This is a genomic window from Chromobacterium sp. ATCC 53434, from assembly GCF_002848345.1.
Classification (GTDB): Bacteria; Pseudomonadota; Gammaproteobacteria; order Burkholderiales; family Chromobacteriaceae; genus Chromobacterium.
Genome location: NZ_CP025429.1, coordinates 391,989 through 408,712, shown reverse-complemented (window position 1 = coordinate 408,712; position 16,724 = coordinate 391,989). Strand labels below are relative to the sequence as shown.

The following is a 16,724-nucleotide window of genomic DNA, read 5'->3' as shown; positions in this document are numbered from 1 at the left end:
ATTCGCGTTGCACCGTTTCTCCTTTGCGCCCGCTGGGACGGGTTTGATTTTCCGGACATCATGCTATGAAGATGTCACGTCGTCAAAATCAAACAAGCGTTTAAACGGTGCCATTGTTGCGCAATGCGACAATGTCCGAATCCACGTAACCCAACGCGCGCAAGATCTGCTCAGTATGTTCTCCCAGATCGGGAGGGGCTAGATTGTACTCGACCGGCGTGCCGGAAAGTTTGATCGGACACCCTATCATCGGCACTTGGCGGCCGGCGGCGTCCTCGATCACCATCTCCATGCCGCGGGCCTGCGCTTGCGGATCGGCGAAAGCCTCGTCCACGGTGTGGATCGGTCCGCAGGGCACGCCGGCCTTGTCCAGCGTCTCCAACCAGTGGTCGCGGCCGTGATGGCGGAAGGCCTGGGCCAGCAGCGGCACCAGTTGCACGCGGTGGGCGACGCGCTGCGGATTGGTCGCGTAGCGCGGATCGCGCGCCCATTGCGGCTGGCCGACCAGCCGGCACACCTCGGCGAACTGCTTGTCGTTGCCGCAGGCCAGGATGAAATGGCCGTCCGATGCGGCGAACACCTGGTAGGGCACGATATTGGCGTGGGCGTTGCCCAGTCGAGGCGGCACATTATGCCCGACCAGCCAGTTGGACGCGACGTTGGCCAGCATCGCCAGCGAGCAGTCGAACAAGGCCATGTCGACATGCTGGCCGACGCCGCTGCGCTCGCGGGCGATCAGCGCCGCCTGCACCGCGTTGGCGGCGTAGAGGCCGGTGAACAGGTCGGACACCGCGACGCCGACCTTGTGCGGCTCGCCGTCGGTCGGGCCGGTGATGCTCATCAGCCCGGACATGCCCTGCACGATGTAGTCGTAGCCGGCGGAATCGGCATAGGGGCCGCTGTGGCCGAAACCGGTGATCGAGCAATACACCAGCCGGGGATTGACGGCCTTCAGGCTGTCGTAGTCCAAGCCGTATTTCTTCAGGCCGCCGACCTTGTAGTTCTCCAGCACCACGTCGGCGTCGGCCACCAGCCGGCGGACGATCTCCTGGCCGGCCGGCTGGGCGATGTCCACCGTCAGCGAGCGCTTGCCGCGGTTGGCGCACAGATAGTAGGCCGAGCGGCCGTCCGGCAGGCTGGGCGGCGCCCATTGCCGGGTATCGTCGCCGCTGCCGGGCTTTTCTATCTTGACCACGTCCGCCCCCAGATCGGCCAGCAGCTGGCCAGCCCACGGCCCCGCCAACACCCGGCTCAGATCCACCACCTTGATGCCCGCCAAAGCCCCCGCCATCGCGCTCTCCTTCACAGCCCACCGTGATGATGCCGCCCGCCGGCGCGAGACTCCCGCGCCGCGGACCCCGTCGCCGCCTAGCCGTCCCCGGCTCAGCCGCGATAAAAAAAACGGCCCGGCAAGCCGGGCCAACAAAGGACAGACAGGAATCAACGGCGCGACCGGCCCTCCGGCCGCGCCGGCTTATCAGGCAAACGCCTGAATACCGGTCTGGGCTCGGCCCAGAATCAGAGCATGCACATCGTGCGTGCCCTCATAAGTGTTGACCGCCTCCAGATTCATCACGTGGCGGATCACATGGAATTCGTCGCTGATGCCGTTGCCGCCATGCATGTCGCGGGCGACGCGGGCGATATCCAACGCCTTGCCGCAGTTGTTGCGCTTGATCAGCGAGATCATTTCCGGCGCGGCGCGGCCCTCGTCCATCAGCCGGCCGACGCGCAGCGCGGCCGACAGGCCCAGCGCGATCTCGGTCTGCATATTCGCCAGCTTCAGCTGGATCAGCTGATTGGCGGCCAGCGGCCGGCCGAACTGCTGGCGGTCCAGCGTGTACTGGCGCGCGGCGTGCCAGCAGAACTCGGCGGCGCCCATCGCGCCCCAGGCGATGCCGTAGCGCGCCTTGTTCAGGCAGCCGAATGGTCCCTTCAGGCCTTTGACGCCGGGCAGCAGCTGCTCTTCCGGCACCAGCACGTCGTCCATGACGATTTCGCCGGTGATGGACGCGCGCAACGAGAACTTGCCGTGTATCGCCGGCGCCGACAGGCCCTTCATGCCCTTCTCCAGCACGAAGCCGCGAATCTCGTCGTCGTCGTCCTTGGCCCAGACCACGAACACGTCGGCGGCCGGACTATTGGTGATCCACATCTTGCTGCCGGACAGCAGATAGCCGCCGTCGACCTTGCGGGCGCGGGTCTTCATGCTGGCCGGATCGGAACCGGAATCCGGTTCGGTCAGGCCGAAGCAGCCCAGCCACTCGCCGCTGGCGAGCTTGGGCAGGTATTTGTCCTTTTGCGCGTCGGAGCCATAGGCCCAGATCGGGTACATCACCAGGCTGGACTGCACGCTCATCGCCGAACGGTAGCCGGAATCGACCCGCTCGACCTCGCGCGCCACCAGGCCGTAGGCGACGTGGGACAGGCCGGCGCAGCCGTAGCCTTCTATCGTGCAGCCGAGCAGGCCCAGCTCGCCCATCTCGCTGATGATCTCGCGATCGAAGCGCTCCTCGCGGTTGGCCGTCAGCACCCGCGGCATCAGCCGCTGCTGGCAGTACTCGTGCGCGCTCTGCCGCACCAGTCGCTCCTCCTCGGTCAACTCCTCGTCCAACAACAACGGATCTTCCCAAGCGAACCGGGCGCGCTGCGAGTTTGCTGCCATTTGCCTTCTCCCAATCAGTTCCGCATTGCGGAATTGGATTTCACTATGCAAAATAGACTAAACACTCTGCCACCGGCTTGTAAAGCGATTTACCTGTCATGTGGCAAAACCGTTGCCGTAATGAGGACAGAGATGCAACAGGAAGATCGGCAATTCATCACGGCGCTGGCGCGCGGCCTGGAGGTGCTGGCGGCGTTTCGCCCCGGGGAAGGCACGCTGTCCAATCAGGAACTGGCGCGACGCACCGGCCTGCCGAAATCGACGGTGTCCCGCTTGAGCCATACGCTGACCCGGCTCGGTTATCTGCAGCAGGACGGGGACGGCGGCCAATACCGGCTGGGACTGGCGCTGCTGGCGCTGGGGACGGCGGCGCTGGCCGGCTACGACGTGCGCGCATCAGCGGCGCCGCTGATGCGGGAATTCGCGCTGGCCAACAATGTGTCGGTCAGCCTGGCGCTATGCGACGGCAGCGACATGGTGTATCTGGAAACCTGCCGCAGCCAGGCGCGGGTGTCGGTGCAGCTGAGCACCGGCTCGCGGGTGCCGCTGGCCACCACGGCGATAGGCCGCGCCTATTTCGCCGGCCTGCCGCAGGCCGAGCGCGAGGCGCTGCTGCCGCTGCTGGCCGCGCGCCACGGCGCCGACTGGCCGGCCTTGGAGACGCGGCTGCGCCAGGCCTGCGCCGACTACCGGCTGCGCGGCTACACGGCGTCGTTCGGCGAATACGAACCGGACGTGATGGCGGTCGGCATCCATCTGCCGGCGCTGCTGCCCGGCCAGCCGGCGATGGCGCTGAACGCCAGCGGACCGGCCTTCGCCTTCGACCAGACGGCGATGCGGGAGGCGGTGGCACCGGCCTTGCGGGCGCTGCGGCTGCGCATCGTGCCGATGCCGGCCTAGCGCCGCCAACGCGACGGCCCGCGCAAGGCGGGCCGCTGGACCCGGCGGCTCAGGCCGACTGGATGTAGTGCACCAGGTGATTGATCACCTGCGCCTGCTCGTCTATCGTCGCGCGCACCAGGTCGCCGATGGACAGGATGCCGAGCACGGTCTGCCCCTCCATCACCGGCAGGTGGCGGATGCGCTTCTCGGTCATCAGCGACATGCATTCGTCCAGCGTCTGCTGCGGCGTCACGTAGACGACGCGGCTGGTCATGATGTCGCGCACCTTGGTCCCGGCCGAGGTCCGGCCCTGCAGCACGATGCGGCGCGCGTAGTCGCGTTCGGAGAAGATGCCGACGATGTCGCCGGACTCCATCACCAGCACCGCGCCGATATCGTTCTCGGCCATCACCTGCAGCGCCTGGAACACCGTGCTGTCCGGCGTCACGTACACCAGCGCGCGGTTGGACTTGCCATCCATCAATTGTCTTACGGTCTGCATGCTGCCTCTCCCCTTTTTCGCTCTATGACACCGCGACCGCGGCGCATCGCGCCGCCGTCGCGGTATGCCGTTACTATAGAACAACGGCCGCCGCCGGGAGAGGGGCCGCCGGGCCAGGTCAGGCCCGTATCATCGTGCCGACGCCGGTGGCGGTCAGGATTTCCAGCAGCAGCGCGTGCTTGACGCGGCCGTCTATGATGTGGACCGAGCTGACGCCGTTCTTCGCGGCGTCCAGCGCCGAACTGATCTTCGGCAGCATGCCGCCGGAAATCGTGCCGTCGGCGAACAGTTCGTCGATGCGCTGCGCGGTCAGGCCGGTCAGCAGCTGGCCCTGCTTGTCCAGCACGCCCGGCGTATTGGTCATCAGCACCAGCTTCTCCGCCTTCAGCGTCTCGGCCAGCTTGCCGGCCACCAGGTCGGCGTTGATGTTGTAGGCCTCGCCGTCGATGCCGACGCCGATCGGCGCCACCACCGGGATGAAGTCCTGGCTGTCCAGCAGCGACACCAGCGACGGGTCTATCGTCTCGATCTCGCCGACCTGGCCGATATCGACCGCCTCGTCGCCGTCGGTCTTCAGGAACAGCTTGCGGGCGCGGATGAAGTGGCCGTCCTTGCCGGTCAGGCCCACCGCCTTGCCGCCGTGCTTGTTGATCAGCGACACGATCTCCTTGTTGACCAGGCCGCCCAACACCATTTCCACCACTTCCATGGTCTCGGCGTCGGTGACGCGCATGCCCTGGACGAACTCGCCCTGCTTGCCGACGCGCGCCAGCAAGTCGTTGATCTGCGGGCCGCCGCCGTGCACCACCACCGGATTCATGCCCACCAGCTTCAGCAGCACCACGTCCTTGGCGAAGCCTTCCTTCAGCGCCTCGTCGGTCATCGCGTTGCCGCCGTACTTGATCACGATGGTCTTGCCGGCGAACTGGCGGATGTAAGGCAGCGCCTCGGCCAGGATGTTCGCCTTCTCGGCTGCGTCTGTTGCCACTTTCTTCTCTCCTTGTAGCGGGCTCTCCAACGCTTAACGGCTGGTCGGCGATTTCGGATTACGTGTTGCATTTTAATCACTGCAGTTGCTGAACTGTGATTTATTAATTGCCGGATACTGGCCCAAAGGCCTACAGTGCCGACATTACTGAACAAGCATTCAGAAAGATCGACATGGGAGAAACCGGCTCCAGCCGCTGGCAGCGCAAGAAGGACGCCCGCCCGGGCGAGATACTCGACGCCGCGCTGACGCTGTTCGTCGACAAGGGCTATCTGGCGACCAAGATGGAAGACATCGCCCGCGCCGCCGGCGTCACCAAGGGCACGCCCTATCTGTATTTCCAGAACAAGGAAGAGATCTTCAAGGCGGTGGTGCGCGAAACCATCGTCGCCCGCGTCCATGCGATGAGCGCGCAGCTGGAACAGCTGCACGGCTTCAGCAGCAGCCAGTTGCTGATGCTGGCGCTGGAGGACTGGTGGACCCACATCGGCTCCACCCGCGCCGCCGGCCTGTGCAAGCTGATGGCGGCCGAGGCCACCAACTTCCCGGATCTGACGCGCTTCTACTACGACGAGGCCATCCTGCCGGCGCGCCAGCTGCTGGGCCACATCATCCAGCGCGGCATGGACAACGGCGAATTCCGCCCGCTCCATCTCGATTACGCGATCGACACGCTGACCTCGCCGATGATGATGACGATGATACTCAGCCACTCGTTCGCGCTGGTTCCCGGCTGCTGCGACAGCATCGCCCAGAACCCGCTGCAATTCCTCAAGACCTCGCTGCAACTGATGCTGCAAGGCATGCACCAGACCGCTCCCCAGGACCCGCAATGATGAAACGCCTCCTTTTCTCCGGCCTCGCGCTCGCCGGCGCCCTTGGCCTGTCGGCCTGCCAGGACAAGGCCGCCGCGCCCGAAGACATTCGCCCGGTGCGCTACGCCGTCGCCGGCGCCGACGCCACGCAGGCCGGCGACAGCTACGCCGGCGAAATCCGCGCCCGCCACGAGACCCAGCTCGCCTTCCGCGTGGCCGGCAAGGTGGTGGCCAAGCTCGTCAACAGCGGCGAGCACGTGAAGAAAGGACAGGCGCTGGCGCGGCTGGACCCCGGCGACTACCAGCTGGACCTGGCCGCCAAGCAGGCGCAACTGGCGGCGGCCGACTCCGACCTCGCCCAGCAGCAGCTGAATCTGAAGCGCTACCGCGAGTTGCTGGCCAAGCAATTCGTCAGCCAGGCCCAGGTGGACTCGCAGCAGAACGGCGTCAACGCCGCCCAGGCCAAGGTCAACCAGGCCCGCGCCGCGCTGTCGTCCAGCCGCAACCAGACCGGCTACGCGACGCTGACGGCCGACGCCGACGGCGTCATCGGCCAGATGCAGGCCGAACCGGGCCTGGTCGTCGCCGCCGGCCAGCCGGTGGCCCGGCTGTCTCAGGACGGCGCGCGCGAAGTCGCCGTCCAGGTGCCGGAGAACGCGCTGGACGCGGTGCGCAAGGCCGGCGCCTTCCGGGTGACGCTGTGGAAGGGCGGCGCGCCGCTGGAGGGCCGGCTGCGCGAGCTGGCCGCCGACGCCGATCCGGCCACCCGCACCTATCCGGCGCGCATCGCGCTGAGCGGCGACAGCCGCGCGCTGCAACTAGGCATGACCGCCACCGCCAGCCTTCCCGCCCGCGCCAGCGGCGAGCTCAAGCTGCCGCTTACCGCCCTGCTGGACCTGCAGGGCCGGCAATACCTGTGGACGATAGACAGCCAAACCCTGCGCGTCAGCCGCAAGCCGGTGCAAGTGGCGTCGATAGACGACAACGGCGCCGTCATCGCCTCCGGCATCCGCCCGGGCGACAAGGTGGTCACCGCCGGCGTGCATCTGCTGCGCGAGGGCCAGCGCGTCAAGCTGCTGGGCCAGTGAGGAACGGACGATGAAAAAACTCAATCTGTCCGAATGGGCGCTGCGCCACCAGCCGCTGGTGCGCTACCTGATGGTGATGCTGATGCTGGCCGGCACCTGGGCCTACACCCAGCTGGGTCAGAAGGAAGACCCGGAGTTCACCTTCAAGTCTATGCTGGTGCAGGCCAACTGGCCCGGCGCCAGCACCGTCGAAATGGAGCGGCAGGTCACCGACAAGCTGGAAGAGAAGCTGCAGGAGATGGGCGAGATCGACAACGTGCAAAGCTATACCAAGCCGGGCGAGAGCCTGCTGGTGGTGTCGCTGCGCGAAGACGTGCCGCCGAAAAACGTGCCGCAGCTGTGGTACCAGGTGCGCAAGAAGCTCGGCGACATCGCCTACACGCTGCCGTCCGGCGCGCAGGGCCCGTTCTTCAACGACGAGTTCGGCGACACCTTCGGCAATATCTACGCCTTCAGCGGCGACGGCTTCGGCTACGAAGCGCTGCGCCGCTACGTCGAGGCCGCCAAGCAGGAACTGCTGCGGGTGCCGGACGTGGCCAAGGTCCAGGTGCTGGGCCGGCAGGAACAGCAGATACACGTCGACCTGTCCAGCGCGAAGCTGGCCAGCCTGGGCCTGGACAGCCGCGCGATCTGGCAGGCGCTGCAACAACAGAACGCGATGACGCCGGCCGGCACCTTCGAAACCGCCAGCGACCGCATCTGGGTGCGGCCCACCGGCAAATACGATTCGGTGGCGGCGGTGGCCGCGACGCCGGTAACCGTCGGCGGCAAGACCTTCCGCCTCGGCGACATCGCCGCCGTCTCGCGCGGCTACATCGACCCGCCGACGACCAGCGTGCGCTACAACGGCAAGCCGGTGCTGGCGCTGGCCATCAGCATGAAGAGCGGCGGCGACGTGCTGAAGCTGGGCGCCAATCTGGACGTCTCCATCGCCGCCATCAAGAGCAAGCTGCCGATAGGCGTCGAGATCCACGCGGTGTCGGACCAGCCCAAGGTGGTGCACGACGCGGTCGGCGAATTCATGCGCTCGCTGGTGGAGGCGGTGGTCATCGTGCTCGCCGTCAGCTTCTTCAGCCTGGGCCTGCGCACCGGCATCGTGGTGGCGCTGTCCATCCCGCTGGTGCTGGCGATGACCTTCCTCGCCATGTACTTCTTCAACATCGATCTGCAGCGCATCTCGCTGGGCTCGCTGATCATCGCGCTGGGCCTGTTGGTCGACGACGCCATCATCGCGGTGGAAATGATGGCGCTGAAGCTGGAACAGGGCTGGAACAAGTTCCAGGCCGCCACCTACGCCTATACCAGCACCGCCTTCCCGATGCTGACCGGCACGCTGATCACCGCCGCCACCTTCCTGCCGGTGGGACTGGCCAAGTCGATGGCCGGCGAATACGTGTTCAGCCTGTTCGCCGTCGTCGGCATCGCGCTGGTGCTGTCGTGGATCGTCGCCGTGGTGTTCACCCCGTATCTGGGCTACAAGCTGCTGCCGGCGCACGCGCATCAGGGCGAGCACCACGACGTCTACCAGCGGCCGTTCTACCAGCGTTTCCGCCGGACAGTGGAATGGTGCCTGGACCGCCGCAAGACGGTGATCGCCGCCACGCTGGCCGCCTTCGTCCTGTCGCTGCTGGCGTTCAAGCTATTCGTCGCCCAGCAGTTCTTCCCCTCGTCCAACCGGCCTGAACTGATGGTGGACATGTGGCTGCCGCGCGGCGCCAGCTACCACGCCACGCTGGAACAGGTGGAAAAGATGGAGAGGCTGGCCCGCGCCGATTCCGACGTCGTCAGCGTCACCAGCTATGTCGGCAGCGGCAGTCCGCGCTTCTATCTGCCGCTGGACCAGCAGCAACAGCACATCAACTACGCCCAGCTGATGGTGATGACCGGCGACGAGCACGTGCGCGAGAAAGTGAAGGCCCGGCTGGAGAAATTGTTCGACAACGACTTCCCGCTGGTGCGCGGCCGCGTCACCCGGCTGGAAAACGGCCCGCCGGTCGGTTACCCGGTGCAGTTCCGCGTGATGGGCCCGGACCACGGCCAGGTGCGCGCGATCGCCGACCGGGTGGAGGCGCTGATGCGCAAGCATCCGGCCACGCAGCACGTCAACCAGAACTGGGGCGAGCAGGTGAAGGCGCTGCGGATAGACATCGACCAGGACAAGGCCGGCGTGCTGGGCCTCAGCTCGCAGCAACTGTCGCAGCAATTGCAGATGCTGATTTCCGGCTCCGCCGTCAGCGCCTACCGCGAAGACAACCAGAGCATCGCCATCGTCGCGCGCTTGAACCCGGCCGAGCAGAAGAACGTCGCCGGCCTCGGCAATCTGATGATACAGACCGGCAGCGGCCGCTTCGTGCCGGTGTCGCAGATCGGCCATATCCGCTACCAGCCGGAGGAAGGCATCATCTGGCGCCGCAACCGGCTGCCGACGATCACCGTCAACGCCGACGTCGCCGACGGCGTCCAGGGCGCCGACGTTTCCAGCCAGCTGGCGCCGCAGATGCAGGCGCTGGAGAAGACGCTGCCGCTGGGCTACCACATCGAAACCGGCGGCACGCTGGAATCCAGCGGCAAGTCCCAACGGGCGATCGCCGCGGTGGCGCCGTTGATGATTGTTGTAGTTCTGACACTCCTGATGTTGCAGCTGCACAGCTTCCAGCGCACGTTGATGGTGGTGCTGACCGCGCCCCTGGGCATGATAGGCGTGACCCTTACGCTGATTGCCTTCCAGGCCCCATTCGGCTTCGTCGCGATGCTGGGGGTGATCGCGCTGTCCGGCATGATCATGCGCAATTCGGTGATTCTGGTGGACCAGATAGAACAGGACATCGGCGAGGGCATAGACCGCTTCGAGGCCATCATCGGTTCCACTGTGCGACGCTTTAGGCCCATAATGCTGACGGCATTGGCCGCCATCCTGGCGATGATCCCGCTGACCCGCAGCACCTTCTGGGGACCGATGGCGGTGGCCATCATGGGGGGCCTGCTGGTGGCCACCGTATTGACCCTGCTATTCCTGCCCGCGCTGTACGCCCAATGGTTCGGCGTGGCGCGCGGCGAACAGCGGCGCCCGATTCAACAGCAAGAATAACGAGCAACACATGAAGAACACTCGCCTCGCCCTGCCCGCCGCCATGCTGATGCTGGGCCTGTCCGCGCCCGGCCACGCCTTCGACCTCGTCGGCGCCTGGCAAGCCGCCCGCAACTACAACGCCGATTTCGCCGTCTCGCGCGCCCAGCGCGACGCCGGCCAGGAAAAGTTGGTGCAGGGCCGCAGCCAGCTGCTGCCGCAGATCAGCGCCACCGGCAACTACACTTACAACAATCCGCTGCAGCCATCGCAGGCGGTGGACGCCTACGGCAATGTCGTCACCAACTCCGCCTACCAGACCCATGGCTACAATCTGAACCTGCAGCAGCCACTGTTCGACGTTGGCAAATACACCGGCTACAAGAAGGGCAAGCTCGGCACCGAACTGGCCGACACCACCTTCGACGCCGCCGAGCAGCAGCTGATCCTCGACATCTCCCAGGCCTATTTCGACGTGTTGCGCGCCCAGGACACGCTGGCCGCCACCCGCGCCAGCAAGAAGACCTATCAGAACCTGCTGCTGCAGGCCAAGACCGCCTTCGAAGTCGGCACCGCCACCATCACCGACACCAACGAGGCGCAGGCCGGCTACGACGGCGCCGTCGCGCAGGAAATCAGCGACGCCAACAATCTGGAGCTGGCGCAGCACAATCTGCAGCGGCTGACCGGCCTGGACCCGGCCGGCATCCAGACGGTGCGCGAGCAACTGCCGCTGGAGGCGCCGAAACCGGCCGGCCTCGATGCCTGGGTCGACATGGCGCTGCAGAACAGCCTGAAGATCAAGAGCGCGCGGCAGAACCTGGATCTGGCGCACCAGACGGTGATAGAAAAAAAGGGCAACCACCTGCCCACCGTCACCCTCAACACCGGCTACGCCGATACCGTCAGCAACCAGTTCGGCGGCTATCCGCATACCCGCGGCAGTAATATCGGCGTCACCGTCAATGTGCCGCTGTTCTCCGGCGGCGGCATCAGCTCCCAGGTGCGCGAAGCGGTCGCCCAGGAGGAAGCCGCGCGCGAGCAGCTGGAATCGTCCCGCCGCCAGGTCCGCGAAGACGTGCGCAAGGCGTTTCTCGGCGTCACCAACGGCGCGGCGCTGGTGCGCGCCCAGCAACAGCTGCTGGTCTCGGCGAAGAGCAAGGTGGAATCGACCCGGCTGGGCAAGGAAGTCGGCATACGGACCAGCATAGACCTGCTGCAGGCCGAACAGGCCTATTACAGCACGCTGACCACGCTGGCCAACGCCAAGTACAGCTATCTGACCGCGCGGCTGTCGCTGGCGCAATCGGCCGGCCAGCTGGAGCCGCAGGTGCTCGGCGACGTCAACCAGCTGATCGCCCGCTGACGCCGCTGTACCCGTCGCGCCACAGGTGTTTAATTTTTTATTGCACGTGTAGCTTTTTGCTAAACACGCTCATAGAATGATCCGCAGACGCGCCGGCTTCCCGCCGGCGCCGTATCGACCATGCCGCGGCGGCGCCACGATCGCCCGGCCCCAGGAGAATTCCATGAGCCAGCAGCAACTGTTGCAACGCAAGGCCGACGCCACCCCCCGCGGTGTCGGTGTCATGTGCGGCTTCTTCGCCGAACGCGCGAAGAACGCCGAGGTTTGGGATACCGAGGGCCGACGCTATATCGACTTCGCCGGCGGCATAGGCGTGCTCAACACCGGCCACCTGCACCCGAAAGTGGAGACCGCGGTGGCGGAGCAACTATCCCGCTTCAGCCACACCTGCTACCAGGTGGTGCCGTACGAATCCTACATCAGCCTGGCCGAGAAACTGAACCGGCTGACGCCCGGCAAACACGCCAAGAAAACCGCCCTGTTCACCACCGGCGCCGAAGCGGTGGAAAACGCGGTCAAGATCGCCCGCGCCGCCACCGGCCGCCCCGGCGTCATCGCCTTCGGCGGCGCCTTCCACGGCCGCACGCTGATGGGCATGGCGCTGACCGGCAAGGTGGCGCCGTACAAGCTGGGCTTCGGCCCCTTCCCGTCCGACGTCTACCACGCGCCGTATCCGAACGCGCTGCACGGCGTGACGGTGCAGGATTCGCTGGCCGGCCTGGAAAGACTGTTCAAGTACGACATCGACCCGGCCCGCGTCGCCGCCATCATCTACGAACCGGTACAGGGCGAAGGCGGCTTCTACGCCGCCCCGGCCGAGTGGGTGAAGGCGCTGCGCGAGCTGTGCGACCGCCACGGCATCCTGCTGATCGCCGACGAGGTGCAAACCGGCTTCGCCCGCACCGGCAAGCTGCTGGCCAGCGAGCATTTCGACGCGGTGCCGGATCTGATCACCATGGCCAAGTCTCTGGCCGGCGGCTTCCCGCTGTCCGCCGTCACCGGCCGCGCCGAAGTGATGGACGCGCCGGCGCCGGGCGGCCTCGGCGGCACCTACGCCGGCAACCCGCTGGCGCTGGCCGCAGCCCACGCGGTGCTGGACATCATCGACAGCGAAAAGCTGTCCGAGCGCGCGGTGCGCCTCGGCGACGCGCTGAAGGAAAAGCTGAACGGCCTGAAATCGGCCGTGCCGCAAATCGCCGAAGTCCGCGGCCTCGGCGCGATGATCGCAGTCGAATTCAATCAGCCCGGCAGCCACACTCCGGATCCCGACTTCGCCAAAAAAGTGCAGCAGCACGCGCTGGAGAACGGCCTGATCCTGCTGACCTGCGGCGTCTACGCCAATGTCGTCCGCTTCCTGTTCCCGTTGACCATCGAAGACGACGTCTTCGCCGAGGCGCTGGGCAAGCTGGACGCGGCGCTGAAGGCCTGATTACCAACCCCTCTCCCCTCGCGGGAGAGGGGTTGGGGAGAGGGGGCGACGCCGCCCACACCCGCCAAAGGACACCAAACCAATGCTGAATCTGCAAGACCCCAAGCTGCTGCGCCAGCAGTGCTATCTGGACGGCCAATGGCTGGAAGCCGACAACGAGCAGCACATCGCCGTGCACAACCCGGCCACTGGCGAGACCATAGGCCGGGTGCCGAAGATGGGCGCCGCCGAAGCCGAACGCGCGGTGGCCGCCGCCGCCCGCGCCTTCCCGGCCTGGAAGGCCAAGAGCGCCAAGGAGCGCGCCGTCATCCTGCGCCGCTGGTTCGACCTGATCATGGCCCACCAGCAGGACCTGGCGGTGATCCTGACCACCGAGCAAGGCAAGCCGCTGGCCGAGGCCAAGGGCGAGATCGCCTACGGCGCCAGTTATATCGAGTGGTACGCCGAAGAAGCCAAGCGCGTCTACGGCGACATCGTGCCCGGCCCGGCAGGCGACCGCCGCGTGCTGGTGAGCAAGGAGCCGATAGGCGTCACCGCCGCCATCACGCCGTGGAACTTCCCCAGCGCGATGATCACCCGCAAGGCCGCGCCGGCGCTGGCCGCCGGTTGCACCATGGTGGTCCGCCCGGCCAGCCAGACGCCGCTGTCGGCGCTGGCGCTGGCCGAACTGGCCGAGCGCGCCGGCATTCCGCCGGGCGTGTTCTCCGTCATCACCGGCGGCTCCAGCGAGATCGGCGCGGTGCTGACCGGCAGCGACACCGTGAAGAAATTCTCGTTCACCGGCTCCACCGAGGTCGGCCGCAAGCTGATCGCCCAATGCGCCGGCACCGTGAAGAAGGTATCGATGGAGCTGGGCGGCAACGCGCCCTTCATCGTCTTCGACGACGCCGACCTCGACGCCGCCGTCGAGGGCGCGCTGATCTCCAAATACCGCAACGCCGGCCAGACCTGCGTCTGCGCCAACCGCATCTACGTGCAGGACGGCGTCTACGACGCCTTCGCCGACAAGTTCGCCGCCGCCGTCGCCACGCTGAAGGTCGGCAACGGCCTGGAAGCCGGCACCACTCAAGGGCCGCTGATCGACCAGAACGCGGTGGCCAAGGTGGAAGAGCACATCGCCGACGCGCTGGCCAAGGGCGGCCGCCTGATCGCCGGCGGCAAGCGCCACGCGCTGGGCCACACCTTCTTCGAGCCGACGCTGATCGCCGACGTCAGCAGCGACATGAAGGTCGCGCGCGAGGAAACCTTCGGCCCGCTGGCGCCGCTGTTCCGCTTCAAGACCGAGGACGAGGCGATCCGCCTGGCCAATGACACCGAGTTCGGCCTGGCCAGCTACTTCTACGCCCGCGACGTCGGCCGCATCTTCCGCGTCGCCGAAGGCCTGGAATACGGCATGGTGGCCGTCAACAGCGGCCTGTTGTCCAACGAGGCGGCGCCGTTCGGCGGCGTCAAGCAGTCCGGTCTCGGTCGCGAGGGCTCGAAGTACGGCATCGAGGATTATCTGGAGATCAAGTACGTGCTGCTGGGCGGGCTGGACCGCTAAGCGCTCCCGGGCCGGCCAGTCCAGCGGCAGCGACTGGCCGGCCCTTTTGCAAGCCGACGCCCCCTCATCGGCCGGCGCTGCAAGATAAATCCCATATTTCGACTGGCGCTTGCAATTCCCAGGCGAATTCATTATTCTTTCCCGAACCATCCCGCCCCTTCCTGACGCCTGAATGAATGCAAGGCGAGCGTCGGCCTGCCGCGCGCGGCATGCCCGGCCATGTCGTCGACAAATTCGAATCACCATCGGAGAAAGTTGCTGATGCCGCCATCCGCGCTGGAACGCATTTATGCCGAAGATGTCCAGGCCATACTTGCGCACGACCTGCCATGGCAGGCATTCGACGGCATGACCATCGCCGTGACAGGCGCCGGAGGCTTTCTCGGCGGCTACCTGCTGCGCACCCTACTGGCACTGAACGACTCCGGCCGGCTGTCCCGGCCATTGACCGTGCGCGCGCTGGTCCGGGACATCGCCCGCACCCGGTCTCGCCTTCCACCGAAGCTGGCCAATCACAGACGGCTACAGTGGATGGAGTGGGATCTGAACCGCATCGCCATCCCGCCCTTGGGCCATTGTCATTACGTGCTGCACGCCGCCAGCCAGGCCAGCCCGCGTTTCTATGGCGTCGATCCAGTCGGCACACTGCTGCCCAATGCCGTAGGCACGGCCGGCCTGCTGCAGGCACTGCAAAGCTGCGACGACCCGCGCGGCTTTCTTTTCATCAGCAGCAGCGAGGTATACGGCTCCTCCACGCACAATCGCCCGCTCAGCGAGCTGGACTACGGCACGCAGGACCCGGCGACGGTGCGCGCCTGCTACGCGGAAAGCAAACGGCTGGGCGAGACCCTGTGCGTCGCCTGGCATCAGCAGTACAGGCTTCCCGCCTTCATCGTCCGCCCCTTCCATACCTATGGACCGGGACTGCGGGCCGAGGATGGACGCAGCTACGCCGACTTCAGCTACAACGTCATCCGGAACGAGAACATCGTCATCAATGGCGACGGCGCGGCCACGCGGGCCTTCTGCTATGCCTCGGACGCCATCTCCGGCATCTTTACCGCGCTGCTGAAGGGACAGCCCGGCAAACCCTATAATGTCGCCAATCCGCAGGCGCGGCTGACGATAAGGGAGCTCGCCGAGCTGCTGGTCAATCTGTATCCGGAAAAAGGCCTGTCGCTCGAATACAAGAATCCGGCCAAGAACGGGTCCTACCTCAGCAGCGCATTCGATTGCCTGATACCCGACGTGCAAAGGCTGGAAAGCCTGGGCTGGAAGGCCCGCATCGGCCCCGAACACGGCTTCGGCCGCATGATAGAGGCGATGAGCGAATGCGCGCGGCCCGTCTCCGGCAACGTAGCCATCGAGGCGAGACTGGGATGAGTGAAACGCTGCTGTCCATCTGCATTCCGACCTTCAATCGGGAAGCCTATCTAAGAAGGCTGCTGGACACTCTGCTGCCCGCGGTGGAGCGCCACCGCAGCAAGGTCAGCCTGCTGGTCCTGGACAACGCGTCCAGCGACGGCACCGCCGCGCTCTGCCAGGCCTATATCCAGGCCGGCAAGCCGCTGCGCTATCAATGCAACGACCGCAATCTCGGCCCGGACGCCAATGTGATCCAGTCCTTCGAGCGCGTAGACAGCGTCTACGGCTGGATACTGGGCGACGACGAATACGTCTACGAGCAAACGCTGGACACCGTGATCGAGACGCTGGAGCGCGAGGAGCTGTCGCTGCTCTATCTGAAAAGCGAAACCTGCACCGAGACCCGCCTGGCCGATCGCAAGCCGAGAAACCAAGGCATAGACCATTTCTCGTCGTCCGCCGATTTCGCCCGTCCGATCGGCGTCTACTTCACCTTCATATCGGCGCTGGTCTTCAACAAACGGCAGCTGCTGCAAGATCCGGACTTCGCCGGCTCGATACGGCAAGGCACCTGGATCGGTCAGATGGCGTGGATATTGCCGCTGCTCCGCCAAGGCCGACGCTTCGCCAGCAGCCAGGCCTGTCTGATCGCCGCCGAGCCGAACAACTCCTCCGGCGGCTACCGCCTCGTCGAGGTGTTCGGCGTCAATCTCAGGGCCCAGCTGGATGCCTTCCTGCCCGGAGAGGCCAGGCTGAAACGGCTGATCCTGCATTCCGCGATGTGGTTCCTGGCCAGCTTCTGCAGCGGCGGCCAGGCCGATGCCGGAGCGGAAAACCCGATCTCCGCGCTGGACCAGGCCTTCCACGACCTGCCAGCCTACCGCCTGCTCGTCCGGCCACTGCTGATGTATCGGAGTGTTGCCTCCCGGATGTGCGTGAAAGTCATCTGCCGCTTCAGGAAGAGCGCCCTCCAGCTGGCATGAACCGGACGGAAGCGCGGCTACCCCGGCAAAC

The 16,724-nt window shown here is 66.0% G+C and carries 13 protein-coding genes; 9 read left to right on the top strand and 4 right to left on the bottom strand.

What is annotated here, in order from left to right; all coding sequences use genetic code 11:
• Nucleotides 1-100 precede the first annotated feature (100 nt).
• On the bottom strand, nucleotides 101-1,291 hold the full coding sequence (locus CXB49_RS01760; RefSeq protein WP_101706807.1) for a CaiB/BaiF CoA-transferase family protein: 1,191 nt from the start codon (nucleotides 1,289-1,291) through the stop codon (nucleotides 101-103).
• Nucleotides 1,292-1,477: 186 nt separating this feature from the next.
• A complete protein-coding gene (locus CXB49_RS01755) occupies nucleotides 1,478-2,665 on the bottom strand; it encodes an acyl-CoA dehydrogenase (protein WP_101706806.1) in 1,188 nt (395 codons plus the stop codon).
• Between the two features lie 132 nt (nucleotides 2,666-2,797).
• Here CXB49_RS01755 and CXB49_RS01750 point away from each other — a divergent pair, with 132 nt between their 5' ends.
• Entirely contained in the window at nucleotides 2,798-3,565 is a 768-nt protein-coding gene (locus CXB49_RS01750) for an IclR family transcriptional regulator (RefSeq protein WP_101706805.1), read from the top strand.
• Nucleotides 3,566-3,614: 49 nt separating this feature from the next.
• Here the strand turns inward: CXB49_RS01750 and CXB49_RS01745 are convergent, their stop codons facing one another.
• On the bottom strand, nucleotides 3,615-4,049 hold the full coding sequence (locus CXB49_RS01745; protein WP_101706804.1) for a CBS domain-containing protein: 435 nt from the start codon (nucleotides 4,047-4,049) through the stop codon (nucleotides 3,615-3,617).
• A gap of 118 nt (nucleotides 4,050-4,167) precedes the next feature.
• Nucleotides 4,168-5,037, bottom strand: coding sequence for an acetylglutamate kinase (argB, locus tag CXB49_RS01740; protein ID WP_101706803.1), 870 nt, complete (start codon nucleotides 5,035-5,037; stop codon nucleotides 4,168-4,170).
• A 173-nt stretch (nucleotides 5,038-5,210) separates the two neighbouring features.
• Here argB and CXB49_RS01735 point away from each other — a divergent pair, with 173 nt between their 5' ends.
• The 8 genes from CXB49_RS01735 to CXB49_RS01700 all read left to right on the top strand — a co-directional run bounded on the left by CXB49_RS01735 (nucleotide 5,211) and on the right by CXB49_RS01700 (nucleotide 16,693).
• Nucleotides 5,211-5,873, top strand: coding sequence for a TetR/AcrR family transcriptional regulator (locus tag CXB49_RS01735; RefSeq protein WP_233492914.1), 663 nt, complete (start codon nucleotides 5,211-5,213; stop codon nucleotides 5,871-5,873).
• Nucleotides 5,873-6,940 (top strand): efflux RND transporter periplasmic adaptor subunit, encoded by a 1,068-nt coding sequence (locus CXB49_RS01730; protein WP_101706801.1) that lies wholly within the window; start codon nucleotides 5,873-5,875, stop codon nucleotides 6,938-6,940. The genes CXB49_RS01735 and CXB49_RS01730 overlap by 1 nt, the downstream gene beginning before the upstream one ends.
• Before the next feature lie 10 nt (nucleotides 6,941-6,950).
• Nucleotides 6,951-10,028 carry an efflux RND transporter permease subunit gene (locus CXB49_RS01725; protein ID WP_101706800.1) on the top strand — a complete coding sequence of 1,026 codons (3,078 nt, stop codon included), beginning with the start codon at nucleotides 6,951-6,953 and terminating at the stop codon, nucleotides 10,026-10,028.
• Nucleotides 10,029-10,038: 10 nt separating this feature from the next.
• Nucleotides 10,039-11,373, top strand: a complete 1,335-nt coding sequence (locus tag CXB49_RS01720) for a TolC family outer membrane protein (RefSeq protein ID WP_101706799.1) — start codon at nucleotides 10,039-10,041, stop codon at nucleotides 11,371-11,373.
• A 163-nt stretch (nucleotides 11,374-11,536) separates the two neighbouring features.
• The gene (gene gabT, locus CXB49_RS01715; protein ID WP_101706798.1) at nucleotides 11,537-12,802 is read left to right on the top strand and encodes a 4-aminobutyrate--2-oxoglutarate transaminase; all 1,266 of its coding nucleotides are present in this window, start codon (nucleotides 11,537-11,539) and stop codon (nucleotides 12,800-12,802) included.
• A gap of 82 nt (nucleotides 12,803-12,884) precedes the next feature.
• Complete coding sequence (gene gabD, locus CXB49_RS01710) at nucleotides 12,885-14,345, top strand: NADP-dependent succinate-semialdehyde dehydrogenase (RefSeq protein WP_101706797.1); 1,461 nt, start codon at nucleotides 12,885-12,887, stop codon at nucleotides 14,343-14,345.
• A 261-nt stretch (nucleotides 14,346-14,606) separates the two neighbouring features.
• Nucleotides 14,607-15,728, top strand: a complete 1,122-nt coding sequence (locus tag CXB49_RS01705) for an NAD-dependent epimerase/dehydratase family protein (RefSeq protein ID WP_158300583.1) — start codon at nucleotides 14,607-14,609, stop codon at nucleotides 15,726-15,728.
• Nucleotides 15,725-16,693 (top strand): glycosyltransferase family 2 protein, encoded by a 969-nt coding sequence (locus tag CXB49_RS01700; RefSeq protein WP_158300582.1) that lies wholly within the window; start codon nucleotides 15,725-15,727, stop codon nucleotides 16,691-16,693. The genes CXB49_RS01705 and CXB49_RS01700 overlap by 4 nt, the downstream gene beginning before the upstream one ends.
• The last annotated feature ends 31 nt before the right edge of the window (nucleotides 16,694-16,724 follow it).

Bases quoted from the DNA above. Each gene is read 5' to 3' on its own strand.
- CXB49_RS01700 (WP_158300582.1), top strand. From the start codon at position 15,725: ATGAGTGAAACGCTGCTGTCCATCTGCATTCCGACCTTCAATCGGGAA.
- CXB49_RS01735 (WP_233492914.1), top strand. From the start codon at position 5,211: ATGGGAGAAACCGGCTCCAGCCGCTGGCAGCGCAAGAAGGACGCCCGC.
- CXB49_RS01760 (WP_101706807.1), bottom strand. From the start codon at position 1,291: ATGGCGGGGGCTTTGGCGGGCATCAAGGTGGTGGATCTGAGCCGGGTG.
- gabT (WP_101706798.1), top strand. From the start codon at position 11,537: ATGAGCCAGCAGCAACTGTTGCAACGCAAGGCCGACGCCACCCCCCGC.
- CXB49_RS01755 (WP_101706806.1), bottom strand. From the start codon at position 2,665: ATGGCAGCAAACTCGCAGCGCGCCCGGTTCGCTTGGGAAGATCCGTTG.
- CXB49_RS01750 (WP_101706805.1), top strand. From the start codon at position 2,798: ATGCAACAGGAAGATCGGCAATTCATCACGGCGCTGGCGCGCGGCCTG.
- CXB49_RS01705 (WP_158300583.1), top strand. From the start codon at position 14,607: ATGCCGCCATCCGCGCTGGAACGCATTTATGCCGAAGATGTCCAGGCC.
- CXB49_RS01720 (WP_101706799.1), top strand. From the start codon at position 10,039: ATGAAGAACACTCGCCTCGCCCTGCCCGCCGCCATGCTGATGCTGGGC.
- CXB49_RS01730 (WP_101706801.1), top strand. From the start codon at position 5,873: ATGAAACGCCTCCTTTTCTCCGGCCTCGCGCTCGCCGGCGCCCTTGGC.
- CXB49_RS01745 (WP_101706804.1), bottom strand. From the start codon at position 4,049: ATGCAGACCGTAAGACAATTGATGGATGGCAAGTCCAACCGCGCGCTG.
- CXB49_RS01725 (WP_101706800.1), top strand. From the start codon at position 6,951: ATGAAAAAACTCAATCTGTCCGAATGGGCGCTGCGCCACCAGCCGCTG.
- gabD (WP_101706797.1), top strand. From the start codon at position 12,885: ATGCTGAATCTGCAAGACCCCAAGCTGCTGCGCCAGCAGTGCTATCTG.